Genomic DNA, 22283 nt, shown 5'->3' with positions numbered 1-22283 from the left:
GGCCTCTTCGCGGGCTTGCCCGCTTGTATGGTTAGACTTGAAGGGGTGGTGGGACTAAATGCCCGAATCTGACTGTTCACAGCAGTACAGACCGTGGGAGACATCGCCCCACCCCTTCCACCAAAGCGCCGATAAAGAATGCATCGTTTGCAAGCGACGATAGAAGCAAGCCAGCGCCTCTTGGTGAAACCCCTTCAAGCCGAAAAACCATAACGTGAGGAGCCGCCCATGGCAATGCAGGTAGGTAAGTTGATCGTGGGTGCGGATGTCGCGAAAGCTGAGCTGGTTATCCACCACGATGATCGTGACGAGATCATCAGGCTGAAAAACTCCAAACTCGAGATCAGAAGGTGGCTCAAGCAACAATCCCTCAACACCGCTATCGCTGTTGAGGCGACCAATGTCTATCACTTGGACCTGGTTGAATTGGCCCACAGCCTAGGCTTCGAGGTCTATGTCATCGATGGTTTTCAATTGAGCAACTACCGGAAAAGTGTTGGAGGACGGGTTAAAACCGACCCCTCAGATGCGCGGTTGCTGTCCCGTTTTTTAAAAAATGAGGGCGAGGACCTTCGCCCTTGGAGCCCGCCTCCCGCTGTCTACGGCAAGCTTCAGAGCCTCTTGCGACGCAGAGCCCTCTTGGTGACTACTCGTACTGCAATGACTCAGAGCTGGGCTAACGAAAGCCTTTTGAAAGCCGCCTTCGAAACTTTTGTGAAGTCGATAGATCGGCTGGATCAGTTGATTCAAAAGAAGATTAAAGAAGTACTGCGAGAAGCTGGGCTGCAGGAACAAGTCGCTCGCTGCCAGGCAGTAGAGGGCATTGGTTTTCTCACCGCCGCAGCATTGGTGATGGTTTTTATAAGGGGCGAGTTCAAAAGCAGTGACTCGTACATTGCATTCCTAGGAATGGATTTACGAGTCAGTGATTCCGGACAGAAAAATGGGCGACGTCGCCTCACCAAGCGAGGTTGTTCAGAAATTCGTCGCTTATTGCACAACGCTGCGATGGCGGCCAGCAGATCGGCAGCCTGGAAAGGGCTTTACGAACAGCATCGGAGCAGCGGTAAAGCAACAACCCAAGCCTTGGTAATCCTGGCAAGAAAGCTCGCGCGGGTGGCATTCGCCCTGATGAAAAATCAGGACGAATACGTCACCAAAGGCGGGAAACTGGCTTGCTGAAAACCATAGAATCTCCCACAGGTACCGAGCAGGTCTCAGGCAATGCACCATCCCTGTGGGAGCGGGCGAGCCCGCGAAGAGGCAGTGCAGCAAACAACAAAAGAAGCTGTGTCCGCAGCCCTTCAACGTTCCAGGCTGTACATCCGGCACTCCGCCAGTAACGCCAGCAGGTTCGGCTCCCGCTCCCGCGCCTTGAGGAACACCACGCCAATATGCTGCTGCAAGCGATATTGCGGCTTCAGGGCAATCAGCCTGACCCGGTTTTCGTACACCGCCGCGATACGCCCGGGCAGCAGGGCAAAGCCCACGCCCGAGCTGACCATGCTCAGCAGGGTGAAGATATCGTTCACCTGCATGGCCACCTTGGGTTCGAAGCCGGCCTGCTGGAACACCCGGGCGCCATCGCGGTGGGTGGCAAAGCCCTGGGTCAGGGTGATGAAGGTGGAGTCGGCCAGGTCGGCCAGGTCCACCTCGGCCTGCTCGGCGAAGGGTGAATCGATGGGCACGGCAAGGAAGATATCGTCGGAAAACAGCGGCAGCTGCTCGCAGGCCGGGTCGCTGACGCTTTCGTCGAGCGACACGAGGATGGCCTCCAGCTCGTGGTTCTTCAGGCGCTGCAGCAGGTCGACGTTGGAGCCCAGGGTCAGGTCGATGTTGAGTTCGCTGCGGCGCAGCTTGAGGCCCATGACCAGCTTGGGCACGGTTTTCACCGTCAGCGAGTAGAGCGCGCCCAAGCGGAAGCGTTCGGCGTAGAAGCCGGCGGCCTCGCGGGTCTGGCGGACCATCTGCTCGGCGTCCTGGATCAGCTGGCGGGCTTTCTTTTCCAGCACGTAGGCGCTTTCCAGCGGGATCAGCTGGCGGCCTTCATGCTTGAACAGCGGGCAGCGCAGTGCGCTTTCCAGCGAGTGGATGGCACGGTGCACGCTGACGGCGCTGGTGGCCAGCTCGACGGCGGCGCGGCCGAGGTTGCCGGTGCGCATGAAGGCGAGGAAGGTTTCCAGCTTCTTGAGGGTCAGTTCTTCGTCGATCAGCATGGGTGGACCTGGGTGTGCACAATGGCTGGGGCATGCATATTGCCTTGAAATTCTGGGGCCGCTTCGCAGCCCATCGCCGGCAAGCCAGCTCCCACAGGGATGGCGCATGGCTTGAGGCCGATGCGGTCGAGGTGGGAGCTGGCTTGCCGGCGATGGGGCGCGAAGCGGCCCCGTATGCTCATTGCATGGATCCGATCAAGGACCACAACGCCGGGTCGTTGAAGTCACGGACAACCAGCTTCGCCCCCGCCGCCAGCAACCGCTCCGGCGTCTGTGTAGTGGCTACGCCCACGGTAAAGATCCCCGCGCCACTCGCTGCCGCCACCCCCGGCAGCGAATCCTCGAAGGCCAGTGCCTGCCCGGCCTCGGCACCCAGCCGCTGCAACCCGGTCAGGTAGGGCAGCGGGTCCGGCTTGGGCCGTGCCAGTTCCTCGGCCACCAGCACGTGCGCGAAACGCTGGCCCAGGCCCATGGCGTTCAACATGTGTTCGGCGTTCAGCCGCGGTGCATTGGTCACCACGCACATGCCGATGTCACGAGCCTGGGCATGTTCCAGCAGGCGCACTAGGCCCGGCATCGGCTCAAGAGCCGGCGACATGTCGCGGAACAGCGCCTCCTTGCGGTCGGCCAGCACCTGGCACTGCTCGGCACTGGCGCCGGCAAACAGCTCGGCGAACAGCTCGCCGTTGGCGCGGCCGCTGACCTGGGCATCGAACTGCGCCTGGCTCAGTTCGCGGCCGTCATGCTCGCGCAGCAGTTGGCGAAAGGCCTGCAGATGCAAGGTGTCAGTGTCGGTGAGGGTTCCGTCGAGGTCGAACAGCAGGGCAGTCAGCATTGGGTATCCAGGTCCAAAATCATGGGCGGGCCAGAAGGGAGATTCTTTGCCTTTGGAGTCACGTCAACTACGCGACTTCCTGAGTGTACTGGAGTACGGCAGCCTTGGCAGAGCTGTGCTCGAACGCGAGGTTGACGCCTGCGCGTCGAGTCAGCAACTGCCAAAGCTGGAAAGCCAACCGAGTAACCGGCCGTTGGCACGCTCCGGCTTTCGAAGTTTGGTCATCAGTTCTGGTTGGCGTAAGTGGCTGGGCGCAGGTAGCTGATCTTCTGCACCTTGCCGTCGCTGTCACGGTAGGTGAGGGTGGCGGTGTCGGCGTGGTCGGTGGCGTGGCCCGAGGCCTCCACCGCGATCACTTGGGCGATGTCCAGGTTCATGCCGTACTGGTACGGGGAGGCGGTCTGGGCGAAGGCGCCGACGCTGCTGCCGAAGGTCAGGGTGGTGATGGCGATTGCTTTGATGAAGGTCATGATCATGCTCCGTTAGCTTGGGTAGTGGGATCAGCAACTGCTTGCTGCCTGGGCTGAATATTGCGCGATAATATTTAGTGCGCAAAATATATTTCCACTATCCGGTCTATTGGAGCGCTGCATCGCCGGAAAGATTGTGTGGGTCGCGGCGAGGGCAGATATGTTTCCCGCGTACCGGTTTGCATCTGATCGACGCTGACCTATCAAGGAAGAAAAACAATGAAAACAGTGCTCGGCTTGTTGCTTTTTATCTGGCTGGACATACCTGCATTCGCTGGCTACAAGCCCATTGGCTTCAAGACCTCGACATTATCGGACAGGCAAACTGACCGTCCGCTGGAGCTGGTCGTCTGGTACCCGAGTACGACCATTGCGCCACCACAGTTGATCGCTGATAGCCCGGTTTTCAGCGGTGACCTCGCTGTGCGCGATGCACCTCCAACTGCAGGCACGTATCCATTGGTGGTGTTTTCCCACGGCTTTCGCGGCAATTGGGGAAACCAGTCGTGGCTGGCCAGTGCACTGGCTCACCAAGGCTACATCGTGGCGGCGGTCAACCACCCCGGCACTACTACCCGCGATCGCAACCCTGAAGCCGCGGCACAGTTGTGGCGGCGTCCCATTGACTTGCAGCGGGCCATCAATGCGGTCATGGCGCGCAGCTGGAATCTGCTGACCTTGCCAAGCGTCTGCCTTCGGCGACGAGTCGTTATGTCGAGATCGAGGACGCCAGCCATTTCAGCTTCTTGTCGACGTGCAAACCAGGCGCGATGGCGTTGCTCGAAGACGATGCTCCAGGGGATGGTGTCATTTGCCGGGACGGCGATAACGCCCGGTCGCGGGGGGCGATCCAGTTGCAGATCGCCTCGCTGGTGACTGAGTTCCTGGAGCAGCATTTTGGTCGTTGGTCTATGTAACGACGCAGCGATGGGGCGGGAACGGTCTGCTCCGACTGGCTGTTACCGACCCACAGCGGGCATCTGTAACCGGGGCCGCTTCGCGCCCCATCGCCGGCAAGCGCGGCTCCCACAGTGTCCCTGCTGATTCAATTCGCCATGTGCAGTCAGGTTTGGGACCAGCCATATAGCCTTCAGCATCATTGCGGTAGTAGTCATCTTAACTAAATCTTCCAATTTCTGGCTAGTCGATAATCTCGGCATTTCAATGGTTTGCGTTCCTGTCAGCTCGCGGATTTTAATATTTACTTGGTGCTTTCGAGGTGAGGGTTTAGTTGAGCTGGAGCGTTGTTACTAAAAATTGGCGAATAAGCTTGCAGTTACGCAATAAGGATTGCTGTTTTAGGTTCTTGAGGATATATAGCTTTCTGCTGATCGGGTGTAATGGCTCAAGATGGTCGTCAGGACCCTATCTATTGGTAAGTCCTGTCGATTGCGTCCTTGTTTTTGGAACTCCTTTTGAAGATGCCGAATGTGCTTTCTCCGATACTGGGGTAAGCACTGCGTGATGTCTGCTGCTGACCATCCACAATCCAGCAGAAAAGCCAGTAATCCGTTTCTCCACACAATCGGTCCTTTTAACGCATCAGGTGTAATGCGCTTTGCTCGGGACCTAAAATAATTTTGTAGGTTAGTTGCGGGCGTGTCAGCTAGTAGTTCGCCCGCTCTAATGTCTGGGAACAGGAGTCCCTCGCTAATTTTGCAAAGTCCTAACCAAGCGTGAGTTGCTCGCACTGGACATAGCTGAGGTAAATAACCAATAGTCAAAAGCTGGGGCGGCGACTTATGCGACTTTGGGGTTGGGCGGACTATTATCTGTATTCTTTTTGGCGTCACCACCACGTCCTCCAGGCTCAGTGCGCAAGTCTCATTCATCTCCAATCCGTACCAGTAAGAAACGAGCAATATCGCTCGATTACGCACTGATGTGAGGAGTTTATGATGTATCAGGCGTGCTCTGTCATGGTTCAGGAGGGCTCGGGCTTTTTTGAGCCCCTGTCGGTGGCGCTGGATCTCGCCTTTTAGCATTTTAGTCAGTTCGGAGACGCAATGAAATGTAGGAGTCGTCTGTGAAGATATAGGTGTTTGTAAGCATGTTACGTTCTCGAACTCCCTGCAGAGCTTTAACACGGAGGGGCATTGGGTAGGATCTGCAAGTCCGAGTATTCGATGATAGCGAGAGAACGCTGTTAGGATCCGATTGATTTCGGCAGGGGTACCTTGGAAGCTACGCAACAGATAGAGGCACAATTCTTCAGCTGTGCAGGGAAGGCCACCCTTATAGAAATTTTGGAAATCACGTATATAACCCATTGTTTGACTGTCAAATAGGGAGGGCGTGGGACCTAACATGGATAGTATTTTCATCGCGTCGCCTCCTATATGTTTGTGGTTCCGTAGCGGCTTATTGCTTTTTCCACGTAATGCGGTACTTTTTATTTCCAATAGGCATCATGGGCGTGGGGCAGCTGTGCGATTATCATATTGTGGAATCCGCCCCCATTCGTCATAGAAGACCTCCGCGAGGGGTTGGCATATCTACCTAAGCATGAAGTTTATGTTGAGGGTGTAGATATGTCTAAAAAAAGTACGAAGCAAGCGACACCCAGCAATGCCTTGATTGCTCAGATGCGTAATCGCGGATCTGTACGCAGCAGTATTTGGCATGTTTATAGTTTGAAAGCCAATAATGACCTGATTCTAGAAAGCCATCGTGAAGTCGCGCACTGGCTAATCTATCTTGAGTTTGACCCATCAATAGTAACTTTCTGGAAGCCACAAGGCGACGAGTTCAATGCAGATCAGCGAGGCGGGCGCAAGGTAAAACTTGATGCGATTGCGACGAATGTCGAGGGCTTGATCGAGTGGCATGAGGTGTAGCCGGGATACATTGATGATCTAGAGGCGCATGAGCAACTGAAGGTTCAGAAGGAGTTGGCGCAGGCTGCCGGTGCTCTTTACCGACTCTTCGATGAGTCAACGCGCGACGCCCGTCATTATCAAGTTGTGCCCTTGCTAAGATTGGCAAGTTTCGTGGCGTTGACGCGTTGGAGTGTGGATATCAACGCAACGGAAGCGCTTCTTTTTCAAGCCGTCGGGCGAAATAGAACCGGTACCATTGGCAGCTTGGCGCAAATACTACCCAACCTAGACATGACGGAGTTGGTCGGCGGACTCAGCCGTTTGGCAATCAAAGGGCAGGTAGAGTTAACCATTGATGCTTTCACCCCAAACCTGCAGACCACATGGTCTTGCAAAGTTGAACGGCCATGAAGCGGGTTGTGATACCCCAGACCGTGCAAGCTGGGAACTGGCCGAGACTACCAGCCTCGGCAGTCCCCGAGGAACACTGGCAGCTGTTTTGTCGGCGTCGCACCGCAGTGCAGATGTACATTGAAGGTCACGCTTTGCGCGCAATCGAGCAGAGGACCAACCTAAAAGGGTGGGAAGTTAATCGATTAGCGTCCCGCTTTCTGACTTTGGATGACCAAGGCCAGTGTATTGGCGAAAGAGCGTTGCTTCCCCATATTCATCTCAAACCCTACGAACGACGCAAACCATCGGGCAATAAATACAGTGGCCAGCAGGGGGGGATGTCAGGCTGCCTTCAGCAGTTGCTCGAGACATACCCCGAAATTGAAGAGCGGATGGTCGCGGTTCTCAAAGACTCTGCACAGACGCTCGATGATCATAGGAACGCTATAGCGTTCCTCACCAAAAAGTTCATGCAGATTTTGCACGCCATAGCCCCCGATCATCGTGGTTGGCCTTATTCGACTAAGTATCAGGGACGCGTTAGCATACGCCGCTATATTCTCGCGCTGCGCAACCACTTTCCGGCCTCGTACATCAATGCGCATGGCAGTCCTGAGGCGAGAGCGCATATTGTCACCGGTACCGGGCACCGGCCTTACCTCGTCGCGCAGCGCCCATTCGACATTGTGGAGTTGGATGGCCATTTTATCAGTGCTTTTTTTGTTTTGTTGGTGGAGCAAGTAAATGGCTTGATGTTACCGATTCCGTTAGATCGCATGTGGTTGCTTACCGCAATTGAACCATATTCTCATGCTGTGCTTGCGTATAAATTGGTCTTACGAAGCCAGCCTGGGGCCAGTGATGTTCGCGAAGTGCTTGTGCGGGCAAGTTTGGGAGGGTGGAAGGCGCAAACACTGGAAAACACCAATTTTTCCTACAAAGTCGATGCGGGTTTTCCTTCAAGCGTGATTGAGGAATGTTGCGGTGTCACGTTCAGTGTGCTTAGTGTTGACTCGCATCTTTCCAATATTGCTAAGAAAATTACGCTTCAAGCTCGGCAGGATTTCGGCTTTCACCATTATTTGGGGCCAACCGGGCGTTTTGAAACGCGCGCAAAGATCGAGCGACTTTTTGCGGAGGTGGTACGACACACAGCTTTATTACCGTCGACAACCGGTAGTCACCCTCGCCATGGTAGAGCGGATGGCGCACAGGAAAAAGCCGTTGAGTATCAGTTGGATCTGACACGATTTATCCAAGCATTGGACGTTGCGCTAGCCAATTATAATACGGAGCCTTCGGAAGGTATTGGCATGTTTTCGCCGTTGGGCTTGATTCGACAGTATATGAATCAAGCTGCCATACTACCACGCATTGCCGTTGAGCGTCGTGAACGGCTGAAAGTCGACTTGATTACTAAGTATGTCACGGTGCGCGGAAGCTTGGCGGAAGGGCGGCGGCCATACGTCATGCTGGATCGGGTCAGGTATACCAGTGAGCATTTGGCGGCCAACTTTGATCTGATCGGGCTCAGATTGTGTGTGGAAATTGATGAACATGATTATCGCGCTGTCAACGCTTTTCTACCCAATGGTGCAGCAATAGGTGTACTCCACGCCTGCGGTTGGTGGGCGACCTTTAGGCATACACCGTACATTAGACGTTTGGTAAATTCATTGATTGGTCAACGAGCGTTGACCATCACAGAGGACCTTCCACCCAGTCAGCAGATCTGTGACTATTTTATTCGCCACAACGAACCCAACCGGGCGCTGCTGGTTAAGCAGGCCGAGGATCCGAGCCTGTCGACACTGCCACGCGCCGTCGTACCTGTGAAGAAGCCAGTTAAGGACTACTTGCTTCAGCCGGATCAGGAATATCCCGGTCTTCCCGCAGCAGGACAAGCCGATAATCGGGGGGGATCATGAATATAACGCATCCCTTAATCAGCAAGCAGGCACGTATCATCACGCCAGCGTTAAATTGGGCGGTGCGGTTGTGCCTTGATCGGGTTGCAATGAGGCGTTCCGCAGTGATGTTTCGTGGGCAATCACGGGTTGGCAAAAGTCGTTGCGCCGTGTTTGTGGCCGAGCAGCTAAAAAAACAGTTTCCTGAATGTCATGTTGCTTTTTATATAGCGCTGAAGCGTAAGACACGACATCCTAATAATCTTTGTCGTGAGCTTTGCTATACTGAAAATATTCATCCAAAGGAGCGCGTGGATCTGCGTTATCATTTGGTAGCTCATGTGGAATCATTGTTGGTCGGGCAGCAAGCCGGGCAGTATCTTTTGGTGATTGATGAGGTTCAAAGATTATTGCCGGTGGATTACTTCGACTTGGCGGATCTCTACAATCTGTTACAGGCGAAGAGCATCTGCATGACGCTGATTGCCTTTGCTCAGCCGGACATTGACGCACAAATCACCATGATTAAGGCGACACGTGAGCAGCAGTTGATGGCGCGGTTTTTAACCGAAGTATTGACTTACCCTGGTTGTCGCGGGGCGGATGAGCTCGGCGTGATATTGAATGCCTATGATACGGGCTCCGAGTTCCCCTCGGGTTCCGGGACGAGCTATACCGCGCATTTCATACCCAAGGCCTTCTCGGCAGGATTTCGTTTAGCGCGTGTCACCGAGCCGCTTTGGCTCGAGTTGTCGTCCAGTACCTCCGGACCTTATATGAACAACATTCCCATGGAGCATCTGTGTGAGTCGGTACTCAATCTATTGCTCAGTCTCGCAGCCAAGGACAGCACCTCCATGGAGCTTGATCCTCGCTGGGTGAGTGAAGCAGTGCAAAAAAGCAACCTACGGGCTTTTTGTGATGCATTATAACCGTGGCTATTTCTTTCCTGATGGGTTTCCCACCCCCTTCGAAGCGGCCTTTGCTACTGTGCAAAGAGCTGCGGTCATCAACGGGGTACCGGCACGCGCATTGTTGCTGGCTTTCAGTCCTGGCGAAGGCGATCATCGGTGGCGCCACGGCAGCGTGGCCAGCGCAACGATTCAGGGGTTGTATGCGCCCGGGCGTCCCTACCTGGCGAATACGCACTTCATTGGCAGCGTTGCACATTTTTTTGCCCCGCGTGTCATGGATAAATTGCAGTACTGCCCACTGTGTGCCGCTGACTCAGGCTACCTTTCGCTCTTTTTCCATTTGCGATGCGTCCGGTGGTGTCCATGGCATCGGATTGAACTCAAATCTTTGTGCGCGCAATGTGCTGATGCCGCGGCCTTTTGTCCCGATCGGAACAGTCAGCCGTGTGCTACCTGCGGTTATGCCGTGCCCAGCTTGAAAGTGATCCTCGACAGCTTGCGCTCGGGTCTCTGTGCTCAGCGTGCTGCTCATAGTTTGCGGTTATTTAGCACCTTGGCGCGTCTTCAGCGTCTGGGAATTTTAGACACCATGCGGTTGGGGGAGGGTCCTATAGATCCTCCCGTTCTGATTCAACCTCACAGTTTTTATGAGGCGTTCGAAGAAGACTCGACCCTACGACGATACCGGGTGGCATTAGACATGAGAGGGGGCGAGGATAGCCTGACACAACCGCGGCAGGTGGATGTGGTCTATCGACGGTTTGTGTCATTCTGGAGGTCGAGGCTACTTCGGCGCCATCGTCATTGCCTGCATAACGCCAACAGTTCCCTGGGGATCCGCGAACGGGGATCGTGCGTGTTCGCGCTCACGTTGATGCTGTTTCGGCAGAAATTTGAAACATTGCCTATTTCAAATACTCGCATTTGCATGTCTGACAGGGCCCTGGAGTGCCTAAGTGAGTTGGGCTTCACGCGTAGTAGCCTACGCAATTATTTCAAAGTAATGTTTTATCGGTTGCTTTCTCGGCTGTGGTATCGCTGCGCCCATAGCAACGGTTTTTTTGTCCGTGTGGATTCTCGCTTCTTCTTCACGCCCTTTCTGGGCAGAACGCCATCACTTAGCGACTACCTCGGTGAGACCATCCGAGGACGGGTCCATGAAATCATCATCGACTTGCCTGCCGGGCTGCCGGTGCTGCGCAAGCTCATGAGCCACGGACGTACCGATGCGTTGCTGCGGATTTCCCATGCTGCCGGCACCGTTTCAGTTCATACCGACGCCCAACCAAAGTTCTTGTTCGGTTTCGAAATCCTGGCGAGCGCCTTTGTATTTTGAGTTCAGTGCATTGTGCGGAATGACGGATATCACTGCTCGAGGCGATTATTCATCGGAGGGCGCGCTGGCACTCGCTTGAGGTGTGAGGGCCTGGCCAAGTAGCTTGGTCGCACGACTGCCCAGCAGCGATCCTGCCTGGAAATAGCCCATCACCGTAGTGATGCTGCGGTGCTCGGTCATCGCCATCACCTCTCCCAGTGGCACTCCCTGGCGCCCGGCCTCAGTGACAAAGCCCGAGCGCAGGCTGTGTGCTGCCCAATCCCCTTCAAGGCCGGCCAATTGCGCTCGACGCTTGACGATACGCGCCACCTGATCGCCTGATAGTCCGGTGCTACTGACCCGGCCGCCTCTGTACAGCCGACGGAACAGTGGTCCGGTCTGCGCGGGCGCCGCCTCCAGCCACGCCTGCAGCGCGTGGGCCGCAGGCCCTTGCAGGGGCTTTTCCCGCCGCTCGCCACCGGTGTCAGTCTTCGTCGCCCCCAAGGCGTAGAGCCAAGTGTCTGCGTCCAAGCGACGGAGGTCCTGAACCTGCAGGCCAATCACTTCTGAACGCCTGCGTCCGCCGCCACTCCACGCCAACAGCAACAGAGCACGGTCGCGGAGGCCGCGAATACCGTCAGTACAGGTAGCAAGCATCGCTTGCAGCGGTTCCAACACCACGGCGGTTTTCTTGTGAACCGAGACGCCGTGGCGAGCCTGGGCCTTACGGGCTTCACGCAACAGGGTTTTTACAACCTGACTCTCTGCCGGGTTTTCCCACTGCTGCAGGCGATGCCACTTGGCCAGGACAGCCAGGCGGTGGCTGACCGTGCTGAACGCCAACGGGCCTGGTTTTCCCTTGACGCCGGCGGCGACCAGCGCGGCATCGAGGTTCGCTGGCAGCAGGTGGCTCCAGCCGCCCGCACCGTCGGGTCGGGCAAGATGGTCGACAATGAACTGCACCGCCACCTCCGGGGGCAAGGCACCATCACCGAGTGCGCGTCGGTAGCGCAGTTGCAGCCAGGCGGACCAATAGGCGAGGGCGCTCTGGTAGCTGCGCACAGTGTTGGCCGCAGTACCGGCGGCGATGAATGCGTCGGCGGCGGCACGGGTGCTGGCGGCCAGTTCCGCCAACACTAAAGGCGAGGAGGAGGGCATCGCTATCGGTTCTGTCAATGTCTTCTCGCTCAACGGTGCAATAGGTTCGGATAACCTATGCTTATCAGACCTAATTTATGGAACCCCCATCATCACGGCAAGAAAAAAAGACGTAAATAATGCGCTATCGCTTGCGGGCAACCCCGGAGGATGGTCGTCCATCTGGGTCAGGAGCCGCTTAGACCTGGCATTTTCACCACTCAGCGGTTGCGGCGAAGAAGAGAGGTTTACGCCCTAGATGACCGAGATTATTCTCAAGGGTCTCCCGTGAGACTAATTTGACTCATTTGAGTCTGTTCTATATCGTTCGCGAAATGTTAAATCAGATCGCGAGTGGATGATCAGTATCATGAGTGCAGTGAGAGTGGCCGGAGCGTTGCTAGTAGCTATCGGGTTGGTTGGATGTGATTCCCCCGTGGGACAGGACGCACCAACCGCGACAGCATTTCCGGTAGAAGTGGTAACCGTGGCCGGAGAGCAACTGAACCTTTCCTCTGTGCTGCCTGGCCGGGTTGAACCGGTTCGGGTCGCAGAGGTTCGAGCCCGAGTGTCTGGCATTGTCCTGCGCAAGCATTTTGAGGAAGGCGCTGACGTCAAAGCCGGCGAGGTGCTGTTCGAGATAGACCCTGCACCGCTGAAGGCTGCGCTTGACCGTGCCGAAGCAGACCTCGCCCGTGCTCAAGCGGTACAGCAGGAGGCCCAGGCTCGGGTTAAGCGCTATGCGCCGCTGGTGAAGATTGATGCCGTCAGTCAGCAGGACTTCGACAGCGCCACTGCTGAACTGCGTAGCGCGCAGGCAGCTGTACGCTCAGGCCGGGCCGACGTAGAAGCCGCGCGCCTCAACCTAGACTACGCCACTGTCACCGCACCGATCTCCGGCCGCATTGGCCGTGCCCTGGCAACCGAAGGCGCGTTGGTTGGGCAGGGCGACGCCACGCTGATGGCGCGTATCCAGCAACTCGACCCGATCTTCGTCGATTTTACTCAGTCCGCCGCCGATGCTCTGCGCCTGCGCCAGGCCTTTAAGGAGGGTACGCTGGACAGTGGCGAGGACAAGGTGCTCACCGCTCAGGTAGAAGGCACTGACTTCCAGCGACAGGGCGTGCTGATGTTCACAGACGTGGCAGTCGACCGCAGCACCAGCCAGGTCATCTTGCGCGGTCGCTTCGACAACAGCGACGGCATTCTCCTACCAGGTATGTACGTGCGCGTACTTACTCCGCAGGGCACCGACCAGCAGGCCATCCTGGTACCGCAGCGCGCGGTGCAGCGCGGCGCCGGTGGCGAGGCGCGTGTGATGGTGGTCGGCACCGGAAATCTGGCCGAGGCTCGCAGCGTGCGTACCGGTGTCATGCAGGGTTCGCGCTGGCAGATCGTCGAAGGCTTGCATCCAGGCGAACAGGTCATCGTTGGTAGCCCAGCCGGCCTGGCCCCCGGCATGCCCGTGATACCTGCACAGGCACAGTCGGTCGTGACGCAATAAGGCGAGGGTTGAGAGATGTCCAAGTTCTTCATCAATCGGCCGAATTTTGCCTGGGTCATGGCACTGTTCATTTCCCTGGCTGGCCTGCTGGTGATCCCGGCGCTGCCGGTGGCCCAGTACCCCAGCGTGGCACCGCCACAAATTTCCATTACTGCCACCTATCCGGGCGCTTCGGCCAAGGTGCTGGTGGAGTCGGTGACCAGCATCATTGAGGAGTCGCTCAACGGCGCCAAGGGCCTGCTGTACTACGAGTCCACCAACAACTCCAACGGCGTCGCCGAGGTGTTGGTGACCTTCGAGCCCGGCATCGAGCCGGACATGGCCCAGGTCGATGTGCAGAACCGCCTGAAGAAGGCCGAGTCGCGCATGCCCCAGGCGGTGCTGACCCAGGGCCTGAAGGTGGAGCAGGCCAGCGCCGGCTTCCTGCTGATCTACGCCCTGACCAGCAAAGCCGGAGAAGGTGGCGACACTACGGCCCTGGCCGACTACGCCGCGCGTAACATCAACAACGAATTGCTGCGCGTGCCGGGCGTGGGCAAGTTGCAGTTCTTCTCTTCGGAGGCGGCCATGCGGGTCTGGGTCGATCCGCAGAAACTGGTGGGCTATGGCCTGTCCATCGATGACGTTAACAACGCCATCCGTGGCCAGAACGTCCAGGTGCCGGCCGGCAGCTTCGGCAGCACGCCCGGCGCCAGCGAACAGGAGCTGACCGCGACCCTGGCGGTGCAGGGCACTCTCGATACCCCTGAGGCCTTCGCCGGTATCGTCCTGCGCTCCAACCCGGACGGCTCCAGCGTGCGCTTGGGCGATGTCGCACGGCTGGCCATCGGCAGCGAGAACTACAACCTGTCCTCGCGCCTGAACGGCCACCCGGCCGTGGCCGCTGCAGTACAGCTGGCGCCCGGCGCCAACGCTATCCAGACCGCGACGCTGGTCAAGGAGCGCCTGGCGGAGCTTGCGCAGTTTTTCCCTGAGGGCGTCGAGTTTTCGGTGCCCTACGACACCTCGCGTTTTGTCGACGTGGCCATCGAAAAGGTCATCCATACCCTGATCGAAGCCATGGTGCTGGTGTTCCTGGTGATGTTCCTGTTCCTGCAGAACGTGCGTTACACCCTGATCCCGTCGATCGTGGTACCGGTGTGTCTGCTGGGCACGTTGATGATCATGAAACTGCTCGGCTTTTCGGTGAACATGATGACCATGTTCGGCATGGTACTGGCCATCGGCATCTTGGTGGACGATGCCATCGTGGTGGTGGAGAACGTCGAGCGGCTGATGGCCGAGGAGGGGCTGTCGCCGGTGGACGCGACCATCAAAGCTATGGGGCAGGTGTCCGGGGCGATCATCGGCATCACCATGGTCTTGGCTGCGGTGTTCTTGCCGTTGGCGTTCATGTCCGGTTCCGTGGGGGTGATCTACCAGCAGTTTTCGGTGTCGCTGGCCGTGTCGATCCTGTTCTCCGGCTTCCTGGCCCTGACCTTCACCCCGGCGCTGTGCGCCACGCTGCTCAAGCCAGTGCCCCACGGTCACCACGAGAAAGGCGGCTTCTTTGGTGGCTTCAACCGCGCCTTCGCCCGCGTGACCGAGCGCTACTCGGTGATGAACAGTGCCCTGGTGGCCCGCGCCGGCCGCTGGATGCTGGCCTATGTCGGCATCCTGGCGGTACTCGGCTATTCCTACCTGCGTCTGCCGGAGGCCTTCGTGCCGTCGGAAGACCTGGGCTACAGCATCGTCGATATCCAGTTGCCACCCGGCGCCAGCCGTGTGCGCACCGATCACACCGCCGAGGCGCTGGAAAAATTCATCATGTCGCGCGAGTCAGTTGCCAGTGCGGTCATCGTCAGCGGCTTCAGCTTCTCGGGGCAGGGCGACAACGCCGCGCTGGCGTTCCCCACCTACAAGGACTGGTCCCTGCGCGGCCCCGAGCAATCGGCGGAGGCGGAAACCGCCGCCATCAACGCCCAGTTCGCCGCCAACGGCGACGGTGCCATCACTGCAGTAATGCCGCCGCCGATCGACGGCCTGGGTAACTCCGGTGGTTTCGCTCTGCGCCTGATGGACCGTGGCGGCCTGGGGCGCGAAGCGCTGTTGGCGGCCCGCGACCAACTGCTGGCCCGCGCCAACGGTAACCCGGTGATCCTCTACGCGATGATGGAAGGCCTGGCCGAGGCACCGCAGCTGCGCGTGCGGATCGACCGCGAGAAGGCCCGCGCCCTGGGCGTAAGCTTCGAGGCCATCAACAACACCCTGGCCACTGCCTTCGGTTCGGCGGTGATCAACGACTTCACCAACGCCGGGCGCCAGCAGCGCGTGGTGGTGCAGGCCGAGCAGGGCGAGCGTATGACCCCGGAAAGCGTGCTGCGCCTGTATGCCCCGAATGCCGGAGGCGAGCAGGTACCGTTCAGTGCCTTCGTCACCACCAAGTGGGAAGAGGGCCCGGTGCAACTGGTGCGCTACAACGGCTATCCGTCGATTCGCATCGCCGGTGACGCCGCACCAGGCCACAGCACCGGCCAGGCGATGGCCGAGATGGAGCGCCTGGTCAGTGAGCTGCCGCCTGGCATCGGCTACGCCTGGACGGGCCTGTCGTACCAGGAAAAAGTCTCCAGCGGCCAGGCCACGGCCTTGTTCGCCCTGGCCATCCTGGTGGTGTTCCTGCTGCTGGTGGCGCTGTACGAAAGCTGGGCGATTCCGTTGACGGTGATGCTGATCGTGCCGATCGGTGCGTTGGGCGCGATATGGGCGGTGATGCTCACCGGCCTGCCCAACGATGTGTACTTCAAGGTCGGCCTGATCACCATCATTGGCCTGGCGGCGAAGAACGCGATCCTGATCGTCGAGTTCGCCAAGGAACTGTGGGAGAAGGGCTACAGCTTGAGCGATGCCGCCATTGAGGCCGCGCGCCTGCGTTTCCGTCCGATCGTGATGACCTCCATGGCCTTCATCCTCGGCGTGGTGCCGCTGGCCATCGCCACCGGTGCCGGCGCGGCCAGCCAGCGCGCCATCGGTACCGGAGTAATCGGCGGCATGCTCAGCGCCACCTTGCTGGGTGTGGTGTTCGTGCCGATCTGTTTCGTGTGGGTTTTGAAGCTGCTCAAGCGCAAGCCGGCCCCGGTGCAGCAAGCTATCGAGGTGGCAAAGTAATGGTGAAGCTTAATCTTGCAATTCCTTTCACACTGGCCTGTGTCCTGGTCGGCTGCTCGCTGGCACCGACCTATCAGCGTCCAGAGGCGCCGGTACCGGCACGGTGGGGTGATGCCACCGGGCAGCAGGGCCGGGCGGTGGGCCAGCTGGACTGGAAGGCCTTCATCGTTGACCCTACGCTGCGCCAATTGGTCGGTACCGCGCTGGACAACAACCGTTCCCTGCGCCAGACGCTGCTCGATATCGAACAGGCACGTGCGTTATATGGCATCCGTCGTGCCGATCGCATGCCGGGTCTTAACGCCGCTGCTTCAGGCAATCGCCAGCATATGCCTGCGGACCTATCCAGCGATGGCCGCGAAGGGGTCAACAGCACCTATCAGGTAGGGTTGTCGCTGCCGGAGTATGAGATTGACTTGTTCGGCCGCGTGAAAAGCCTGAGCGACGCAGCCTTGGAACAATATCTGTCCACCGAGGAAGTCGGCCGCGCCGCGCGTATCGCCCTGATCGCCGATGTCAGCCAGGCCTACCTGGCCCTCGAGGGTGCCGAGCGACGCCTGGCACTGACCCGCCAGACGTTGGGCAGTCGCGAAGATTCACTGCTTCTGGTCGGCAAGCGCCGAACCGTAGGCACCGCGACGGCGCTGGACCATCAGGAGGCATTGGGCCTGGTCGAGCAGTCGAGGGCGGAGCTTGAGTCCATCGTGCGCGAGCAGCAGCAAGCCTACAACGCCCTGGTGCTTCTACTCGGTAACGCGGACGCGGCCAAAGCGATCCCTGCCCAACGCCCCGAGGTACCCATGGTCCTGCAGGAGATCGGTGCGGGTGCCCCGTCGGCCTTGCTCGAACGACGCCCGGACATTCTTGCCGCCGAGCATCGCCTGCGGGCACGCAATGCCGATATCGGTGCGGCACGGGCGGCGTTCTTCCCACGTATCAGCCTGACCGGCAGCTTCGGTACCTCCAGTGCGCAGATGTCTGGGTTGTTCGATGGAGGTTCGCGCAGTTGGAGTTTCATGCCGCAACTATCGCTACCGCTGTTCGACGGCGGGCGCAACAAGGCTGCCCTGAGCCTGGCCGAGGCGCGCAAGGACTCAGCGGTGGCAGCCTACGAAGGCACAGTCCAGATCGCCTTCCGGGAAGTGGCCGATGCCTTGGCCGCCAGCGATACCTTGCGACGCGAGGAGGTAGCAAGAAGAGCCTTGGTCGAGACCAGCAAGGCGAGCCTGGTGCTGGCAAAGGCCCGTTATGCGGCGGGCGTGGACAGTCACCTACGTTACTTGGATGCCCAGCGCAGTACCTATCTGAATGAAGCAGCCTTCATCGAGGCAAGCATCGAGCGACAAAAATCCCTTGTCGACCTGTACCGCGCCCTGGGCGGGGGCTGGCCGGAAAAGGGATAGGTTGATGATCCTTTGGTAGGTCTTGTCGACCTCCTTTGGCCCCTGAGTATTCAGGGGCCTTTTTTGTACAGCATCGAATTAACGCGTAACTGCCGCAGCTCCGTTGAGGAAGAGGTTTTCGAGCGTCAACGCGGAGGTCGCGCTGGCAGCACGGCCACGCCGCTCTGCGTCAACGATGCCGTAGACCAGACTCAGGAACATCTCGGTGAAGACCGCTGCACTGATGTCGATTCTGAAGACCCCGGCCTGCTGACCGCGAAGGAAAAAATCATCCAGTGCCTCTGCATAAGCACGCCAGCCTTGGTTTGCCTCAATGTCGTCAAAGGTGTCCGGTCGATATTGAAACAGCAAGAAAACCATCATCTCACGATGCTTGAGATGTTCACTGATCAATAGCCGCAACGCCACTATCGGTTCGCTGTTAGTCAGATCGGCATCGGCAATCACTTGACGCAACACCTGCTCCCCGTAACCTTCCAATAAGCTGACCAAATTATCCCGAGTCCCGCAAAATCTATGCAGCGTTGCCTTGCTCACCCCAGCGGTTTCGGCCAATTCCTTCAGTGTGGCCCTTGGATGAATAACAATGGCTGCAGCCAGAGCCTTGAGTAGACGTTCATCGCTTGCTGGAAGGTGCATGGAGGGTTCTCGGTTGCTTGAATAAAGCCATTGTGCCTCAATTGAGACCCATAGGCACTATTTGAGCTATTTTAGCCTCATCTCAGGTAGCGGTAACGCACTTAACAGCGAAGAAAGCCATGAGAACAGTTCGCACCGTCATATCCGAAGATTTTTTCCGACGTTTCAAGCCGATCTTCGCCCCTCATGTGGAAGCGCTAGGCATTGACTTGGCGCTAGTTGAGCGCGCTGACATCGAGATACCCGGCGAACAGTACATTGCGCTTTGGGAGGCCGCCGGTGCCACGAACCCCTCTATCGGCTTGACTCTGGGCAGTCAAACCGAAGCCGACGACTTCGGAGCGCTGGGCCATGCTTTGCACTGCGCACCGAGTGTAGAAAAGGCTTTGATGACCCTGCACACCTACCTGGTTGTGTTCGCTCAGGAGTCGTCAATCGACTATTGCATCGACGGTCGCCAATTGCGCATCTCCTATCAGGTCACAGACAGCACGGTCCTGAATCGTCGTCAGGATGCAGAGTTTGCCATCGCTGCGATTCTGCGTCAGCTACAGCTGGTCACAGCTACAAGCGTGAAACCAGTGCGAGTGGACTTCGAACATACCCGTCCAATAGACGTGTCCATGCACAAACAATTGTTCATGTGCCCCGTTTTTTTCAATCAGCCGACCAACCGGATTTCGTTGCCTGTTGAGGTGCTCAACCTGCCTGCCACTCAAGGGAATGAACGCCTGTTCAAGGCATTGGAGCCGTATCTTCAACAGGAGCGCGAGCAGCGGAACGTGAGTGATGAATTATTGACCCAAGTCACTCGTATGATCGGACTGAGTATCGCCAGTGGTCTTCCTTCTCTCGACCAGGTCAGCCAATACATGGGCCTAAGCCGACGTACCTTGCAGCGTCGGCTCAAGGAGCATGACATCGATTTTTCCGTATTGATCGAAGAAGTGCGTCGCGACCTTGCCTTGGGGTACCTCAATCATTCCGACTATTCGATGACCCAAATTTCACTGTTGCTCGGCTATGCGGAATCCGGCTCGTTTACCCGCGCATTCCGCCGATGGACCGGGCATTCACCACAGCAATTTCGACAGGCGTCCCGTATGCCTGGCACTGGTGGCTGAAAGTCTGGCACCTGCGGTCAATCGTGCCGTCGCTCCTCTCGGTACCCTGAATGAAGCGCCCGCGCCCGCCTTGGGAGCTGGCCTTGATTCGATTCAGGAGAGCGACGATGAATACAGCGGTAAGCGCTAATGCAGCCAAGTGTGGCGAAACCGAGGCGCTGCGCATCCTTTCACTGCAGCAGGCTGCGCAGCGCGAGCGGCCGATACCCACTCTGCAGGAGCGCCGCCACAATCTGGAGCGCCTGAAGCGCTTGCTGTTGGATAACCAGCAGGCCATTTGTGCGGCGATCAACGCAGATTTTGGTAACCGTGCTCACCAGGAAACACTGTTGTTGGAGTTGTTTCTTAGCGTCGACGGCATTCGCGATTGCCATAAGCGCCTGGGGCGCTGGATGAAGCCACAGCGGCGCAAGGGTTCGTTGTGGTTCTTTGGGGCAAGTAACCGTGTGCTACCTCAGCCCAAGGGCGTTGTGGGTGTGATCGCACCGTGGAATTACCCTCTCTTTTTGGTCATGGGGCCTGTGACCAGCGCGCTGGCGGCGGGTAATCGCTGCATAGTGAAGATGGCTGCTAACTCACGCAATCTTTGCGCGTTACTGCATAGGTTGGTGGGCGAGTATTTCGACGAGCGCACAGTGGCCATCGTGCCGGATGTCAGCGGCTCAGTGTTTTCCAGCCTGCCATTCGATCACCTTATTTTCACCGGTTCCGCTGCTACCGGCCGCCAAGTAATGAAGGCGGCTGCCAGCAACCTGACGCCAGTGACCTTGGAGCTGGGCGGAAAGTCACCGGTAATCATCGCCGACGATTTCGACTTGAAGACCGCCGCCAGCCGGATTCTGCAAATGAAAACGGTGAATGCGGGGCAGACGTGCGTTGCGCCTGACTATCTGTTGATACACGAGAGCAGGCTTGAGGCCTTCATCGAGCAATGCAAGACCATCGTCCCTGCACGTTAATGGCGCGGGAGATCTGCTCGGAGGCCCGCCAGCAGAGAGTACTGACGAGCAGATGGTTCAGGCCTGTTTGCGCGTCGTTTTTATCGGCAGCTACGATGCCGATGAGGATGATTTCACTGGTACCACTTACTTCTGTTCGCCGATGAAACAGGATGGGTCCTACGATTTCTTCAGAACTGCCGATAAGCGTGTCTGTGGATTTCTGTATCTGCGCACGATCCGAACCGGCAGTCGTGCGTTGAGCCTTGAGCGTGGTTCGCTCTTGGACATCATTTTGCGGTTACAGGACGACAAGAACTTCAAAATCTGGGAAGGGCTTTTGGTTGAGCTTCGACAGTTGCAGGTTGCAGCTGATCCGGAGATCGGGATCAACGACATCCTGGCGGATGTTCAGGCCTCGATCCGCGGCTACATGCCCAGCGATGATGGTAGCGATCCCCAAATGCGTGTCACGCAACTGACTCGCGAGTCTCTGCGAAAAGCGTTAACTGTCTTCATGGCAACCGGTGCGCAGCGCAGTGATGGCGAAGCGCATGCAGCACCATTCCAGAGCCAAGGCACCGGTACTGTTAACATGATGGTACTGGCACTTCTGTCACTGATCGCGGAGCTAAAGCAGAACGTGATTTTTGCGATGGAGGAGCCAGAGATAGCAATCCCGCCGCATATTCAAAAACGCATCATCAACGGTGTGCGCAACAAGTCAGCCCAGGCGCTGTTTACCTCGCATTCGCCTTACGTGCTCGAAGAGTTCGACCCCGAGCAGGTAATCGTTATCAGCCGAAACGATGGAAACTTGAGTGCTATGCCTGCAGGGCTGCCGCCGGGCATCAAAGCAAAAATGTACCGGCAAGACATGCGGCTGCGTGTTTGTGAGGCCCTTCTGGCACGTCGGGTGCTGATTGCCGAAGGCCGGACGGAATATGACGCTTGGCCCGCCGTAGCGCGACTGCTTCATCAGCAGGAGCCGGAGTCTTTCATGCCGCTTGAGGCGTTGGGCATCCCAATCATCGATGCGACGACTGACTCGCTGATCGCTCCGATGGGGGCCTACTACCGCAGGCTCGGGAAGAAGGTCTATGCCGTTTTCGACGAGCAGGCACCCGAGCAATTGGAAGCTATTAGGGCGTCGGTCGACTACCCCTATCAAGCGCCTGAGAAAGGTTTCGAGAACGTCGTTCTCAAAGGAACCGATGAGGAAGTGTTGCGTGGCTGGGTTGCGTCTCTGGTCGACAGCGGTGCTTGGCCTTCAGACTTAAAGGACAAGGCCCCGGGCCCTGATGCCACGAAGGATGAGGTAGCAGCGATTCTAGGGGTGCTGCTGAAGCGCTGGAAAGGCGATGGTGCTGCTGCCAGCTTACTTTGTACCGCCATGACCCGACATCAACTCCCGGAATTCATTGTCAGCACCCTCGAGAGCATTACAGCCACAATTGTTCCCAAGAAGCCCGAGCCTGAACTTTCGGAACTGGATGATGACTTTCTCGATTTGGTTGGGCCTTAA

16 protein-coding genes and 1 pseudogene are annotated in these 22283 nt (G+C 57.7%); 12 read left to right on the top strand and 5 right to left on the bottom strand.

Going from position 1 to position 22283, the window contains the following annotated elements; translation table 11 throughout:
* Positions 1-228: 228 nt before the first annotated feature.
* The gene (locus ACLCGK_RS31215) at positions 229-1182 is read left to right on the top strand and encodes an IS110 family transposase (protein ID WP_410953428.1); all 954 of its coding nucleotides are present in this window, start codon (positions 229-231) and stop codon (positions 1180-1182) included.
* A gap of 122 nt (positions 1183-1304) precedes the next feature.
* On the opposite strand, the gene ACLCGK_RS31210 is transcribed toward ACLCGK_RS31215, so the two are convergent.
* The 3 genes from ACLCGK_RS31210 to ACLCGK_RS31200 all read right to left on the bottom strand — a co-directional run bounded on the left by ACLCGK_RS31210 (position 1305) and on the right by ACLCGK_RS31200 (position 3521).
* On the bottom strand, positions 1305-2216 hold the full coding sequence (locus ACLCGK_RS31210; RefSeq protein WP_013972731.1) for a LysR substrate-binding domain-containing protein: 912 nt from the start codon (positions 2214-2216) through the stop codon (positions 1305-1307).
* 178 nt (positions 2217-2394) lie between these two features.
* Positions 2395-3051 (bottom strand): HAD family hydrolase, encoded by a 657-nt coding sequence (locus ACLCGK_RS31205; protein ID WP_013972730.1) that lies wholly within the window; start codon positions 3049-3051, stop codon positions 2395-2397.
* Between the two features lie 224 nt (positions 3052-3275).
* Complete coding sequence (locus ACLCGK_RS31200) at positions 3276-3521, bottom strand: DUF2790 domain-containing protein (RefSeq protein WP_410953581.1); 246 nt, start codon at positions 3519-3521, stop codon at positions 3276-3278.
* A 219-nt stretch (positions 3522-3740) separates the two neighbouring features.
* Here ACLCGK_RS31200 and ACLCGK_RS31195 point away from each other — a divergent pair.
* The 5 genes and pseudogenes from ACLCGK_RS31195 to ACLCGK_RS31175 all read left to right on the top strand — a co-directional run bounded on the left by ACLCGK_RS31195 (position 3741) and on the right by ACLCGK_RS31175 (position 10890).
* Positions 3741-4438, top strand: a pseudogene (locus ACLCGK_RS31195) (alpha/beta hydrolase family protein).
* A gap of 1614 nt (positions 4439-6052) precedes the next feature.
* Positions 6053-6358 carry a hypothetical protein gene (locus ACLCGK_RS31190; RefSeq protein ID WP_410953580.1) on the top strand — a complete coding sequence of 102 codons (306 nt, stop codon included), beginning with the start codon at positions 6053-6055 and terminating at the stop codon, positions 6356-6358.
* 506 nt (positions 6359-6864) lie between these two features.
* Positions 6865-8661 carry a hypothetical protein gene (locus tag ACLCGK_RS31185; protein WP_410953579.1) on the top strand — a complete coding sequence of 599 codons (1797 nt, stop codon included), beginning with the start codon at positions 6865-6867 and terminating at the stop codon, positions 8659-8661.
* Positions 8658-9572: an ATP-binding protein gene (locus ACLCGK_RS31180; RefSeq protein ID WP_137164074.1), complete on the top strand. Its 915-nt coding sequence runs from the start codon at positions 8658-8660 to the stop codon at positions 9570-9572. Before ACLCGK_RS31185 ends, ACLCGK_RS31180 begins: the two co-directional genes overlap by 4 nt.
* Complete coding sequence (locus ACLCGK_RS31175; protein WP_410953578.1) at positions 9562-10890, top strand: hypothetical protein; 1329 nt, start codon at positions 9562-9564, stop codon at positions 10888-10890. Before ACLCGK_RS31180 ends, ACLCGK_RS31175 begins: the two co-directional genes overlap by 11 nt.
* A 45-nt stretch (positions 10891-10935) precedes the next feature.
* On the opposite strand, the gene ACLCGK_RS31170 is transcribed toward ACLCGK_RS31175, so the two are convergent.
* On the bottom strand, positions 10936-12027 hold the full coding sequence (locus ACLCGK_RS31170) for a site-specific integrase (protein WP_410953577.1): 1092 nt from the start codon (positions 12025-12027) through the stop codon (positions 10936-10938).
* Positions 12028-12367: 340 nt separating this feature from the next.
* On the opposite strand from ACLCGK_RS31170, the gene ACLCGK_RS31165 reads away from it, so the two are divergent.
* From ACLCGK_RS31165 to ACLCGK_RS31155, 3 genes are read left to right on the top strand one after another with little or no spacing between them, the layout of a single operon-like run.
* Entirely contained in the window at positions 12368-13510 is a 1143-nt protein-coding gene (locus tag ACLCGK_RS31165; RefSeq protein WP_410953582.1) for a MexC family multidrug efflux RND transporter periplasmic adaptor subunit, read from the top strand.
* 15 nt (positions 13511-13525) lie between these two features.
* Positions 13526-16654 carry a multidrug efflux RND transporter permease subunit gene (locus tag ACLCGK_RS31160; RefSeq protein WP_410953576.1) on the top strand — a complete coding sequence of 1043 codons (3129 nt, stop codon included), beginning with the start codon at positions 13526-13528 and terminating at the stop codon, positions 16652-16654.
* A complete protein-coding gene (locus ACLCGK_RS31155) occupies positions 16654-18057 on the top strand; it encodes an efflux transporter outer membrane subunit (protein ID WP_410953575.1) in 1404 nt (467 codons plus the stop codon). Before ACLCGK_RS31160 ends, ACLCGK_RS31155 begins: the two co-directional genes overlap by 1 nt.
* Before the next feature lie 78 nt (positions 18058-18135).
* Here ACLCGK_RS31155 and ACLCGK_RS31150 read toward each other — a convergent pair whose 3' ends face one another.
* Positions 18136-18696 carry a TetR/AcrR family transcriptional regulator gene (locus tag ACLCGK_RS31150; RefSeq protein ID WP_410953574.1) on the bottom strand — a complete coding sequence of 187 codons (561 nt, stop codon included), beginning with the start codon at positions 18694-18696 and terminating at the stop codon, positions 18136-18138.
* Positions 18697-18815: 119 nt separating this feature from the next.
* Here ACLCGK_RS31150 and ACLCGK_RS31145 point away from each other — a divergent pair, with 119 nt between their 5' ends.
* The 3 genes from ACLCGK_RS31145 (at position 18816) to ACLCGK_RS31135 (ending at position 22283) form a co-directional block, all read left to right on the top strand.
* Positions 18816-19820 (top strand): AraC family transcriptional regulator, encoded by a 1005-nt coding sequence (locus tag ACLCGK_RS31145; RefSeq protein WP_410953573.1) that lies wholly within the window; start codon positions 18816-18818, stop codon positions 19818-19820.
* A 107-nt stretch (positions 19821-19927) separates the two neighbouring features.
* Positions 19928-20779 (top strand): aldehyde dehydrogenase family protein, encoded by an 852-nt coding sequence (locus tag ACLCGK_RS31140; protein WP_410953572.1) that lies wholly within the window; start codon positions 19928-19930, stop codon positions 20777-20779.
* Between the two features lie 52 nt (positions 20780-20831).
* Positions 20832-22283 carry an ATP-dependent nuclease gene (locus ACLCGK_RS31135; RefSeq protein WP_410953571.1) on the top strand — a complete coding sequence of 484 codons (1452 nt, stop codon included), beginning with the start codon at positions 20832-20834 and terminating at the stop codon, positions 22281-22283.

The organism is Pseudomonas sp. S1(2024) (assembly GCF_046557535.1).
This window is presented reverse-complemented; position numbering and strand designations above follow the sequence as displayed.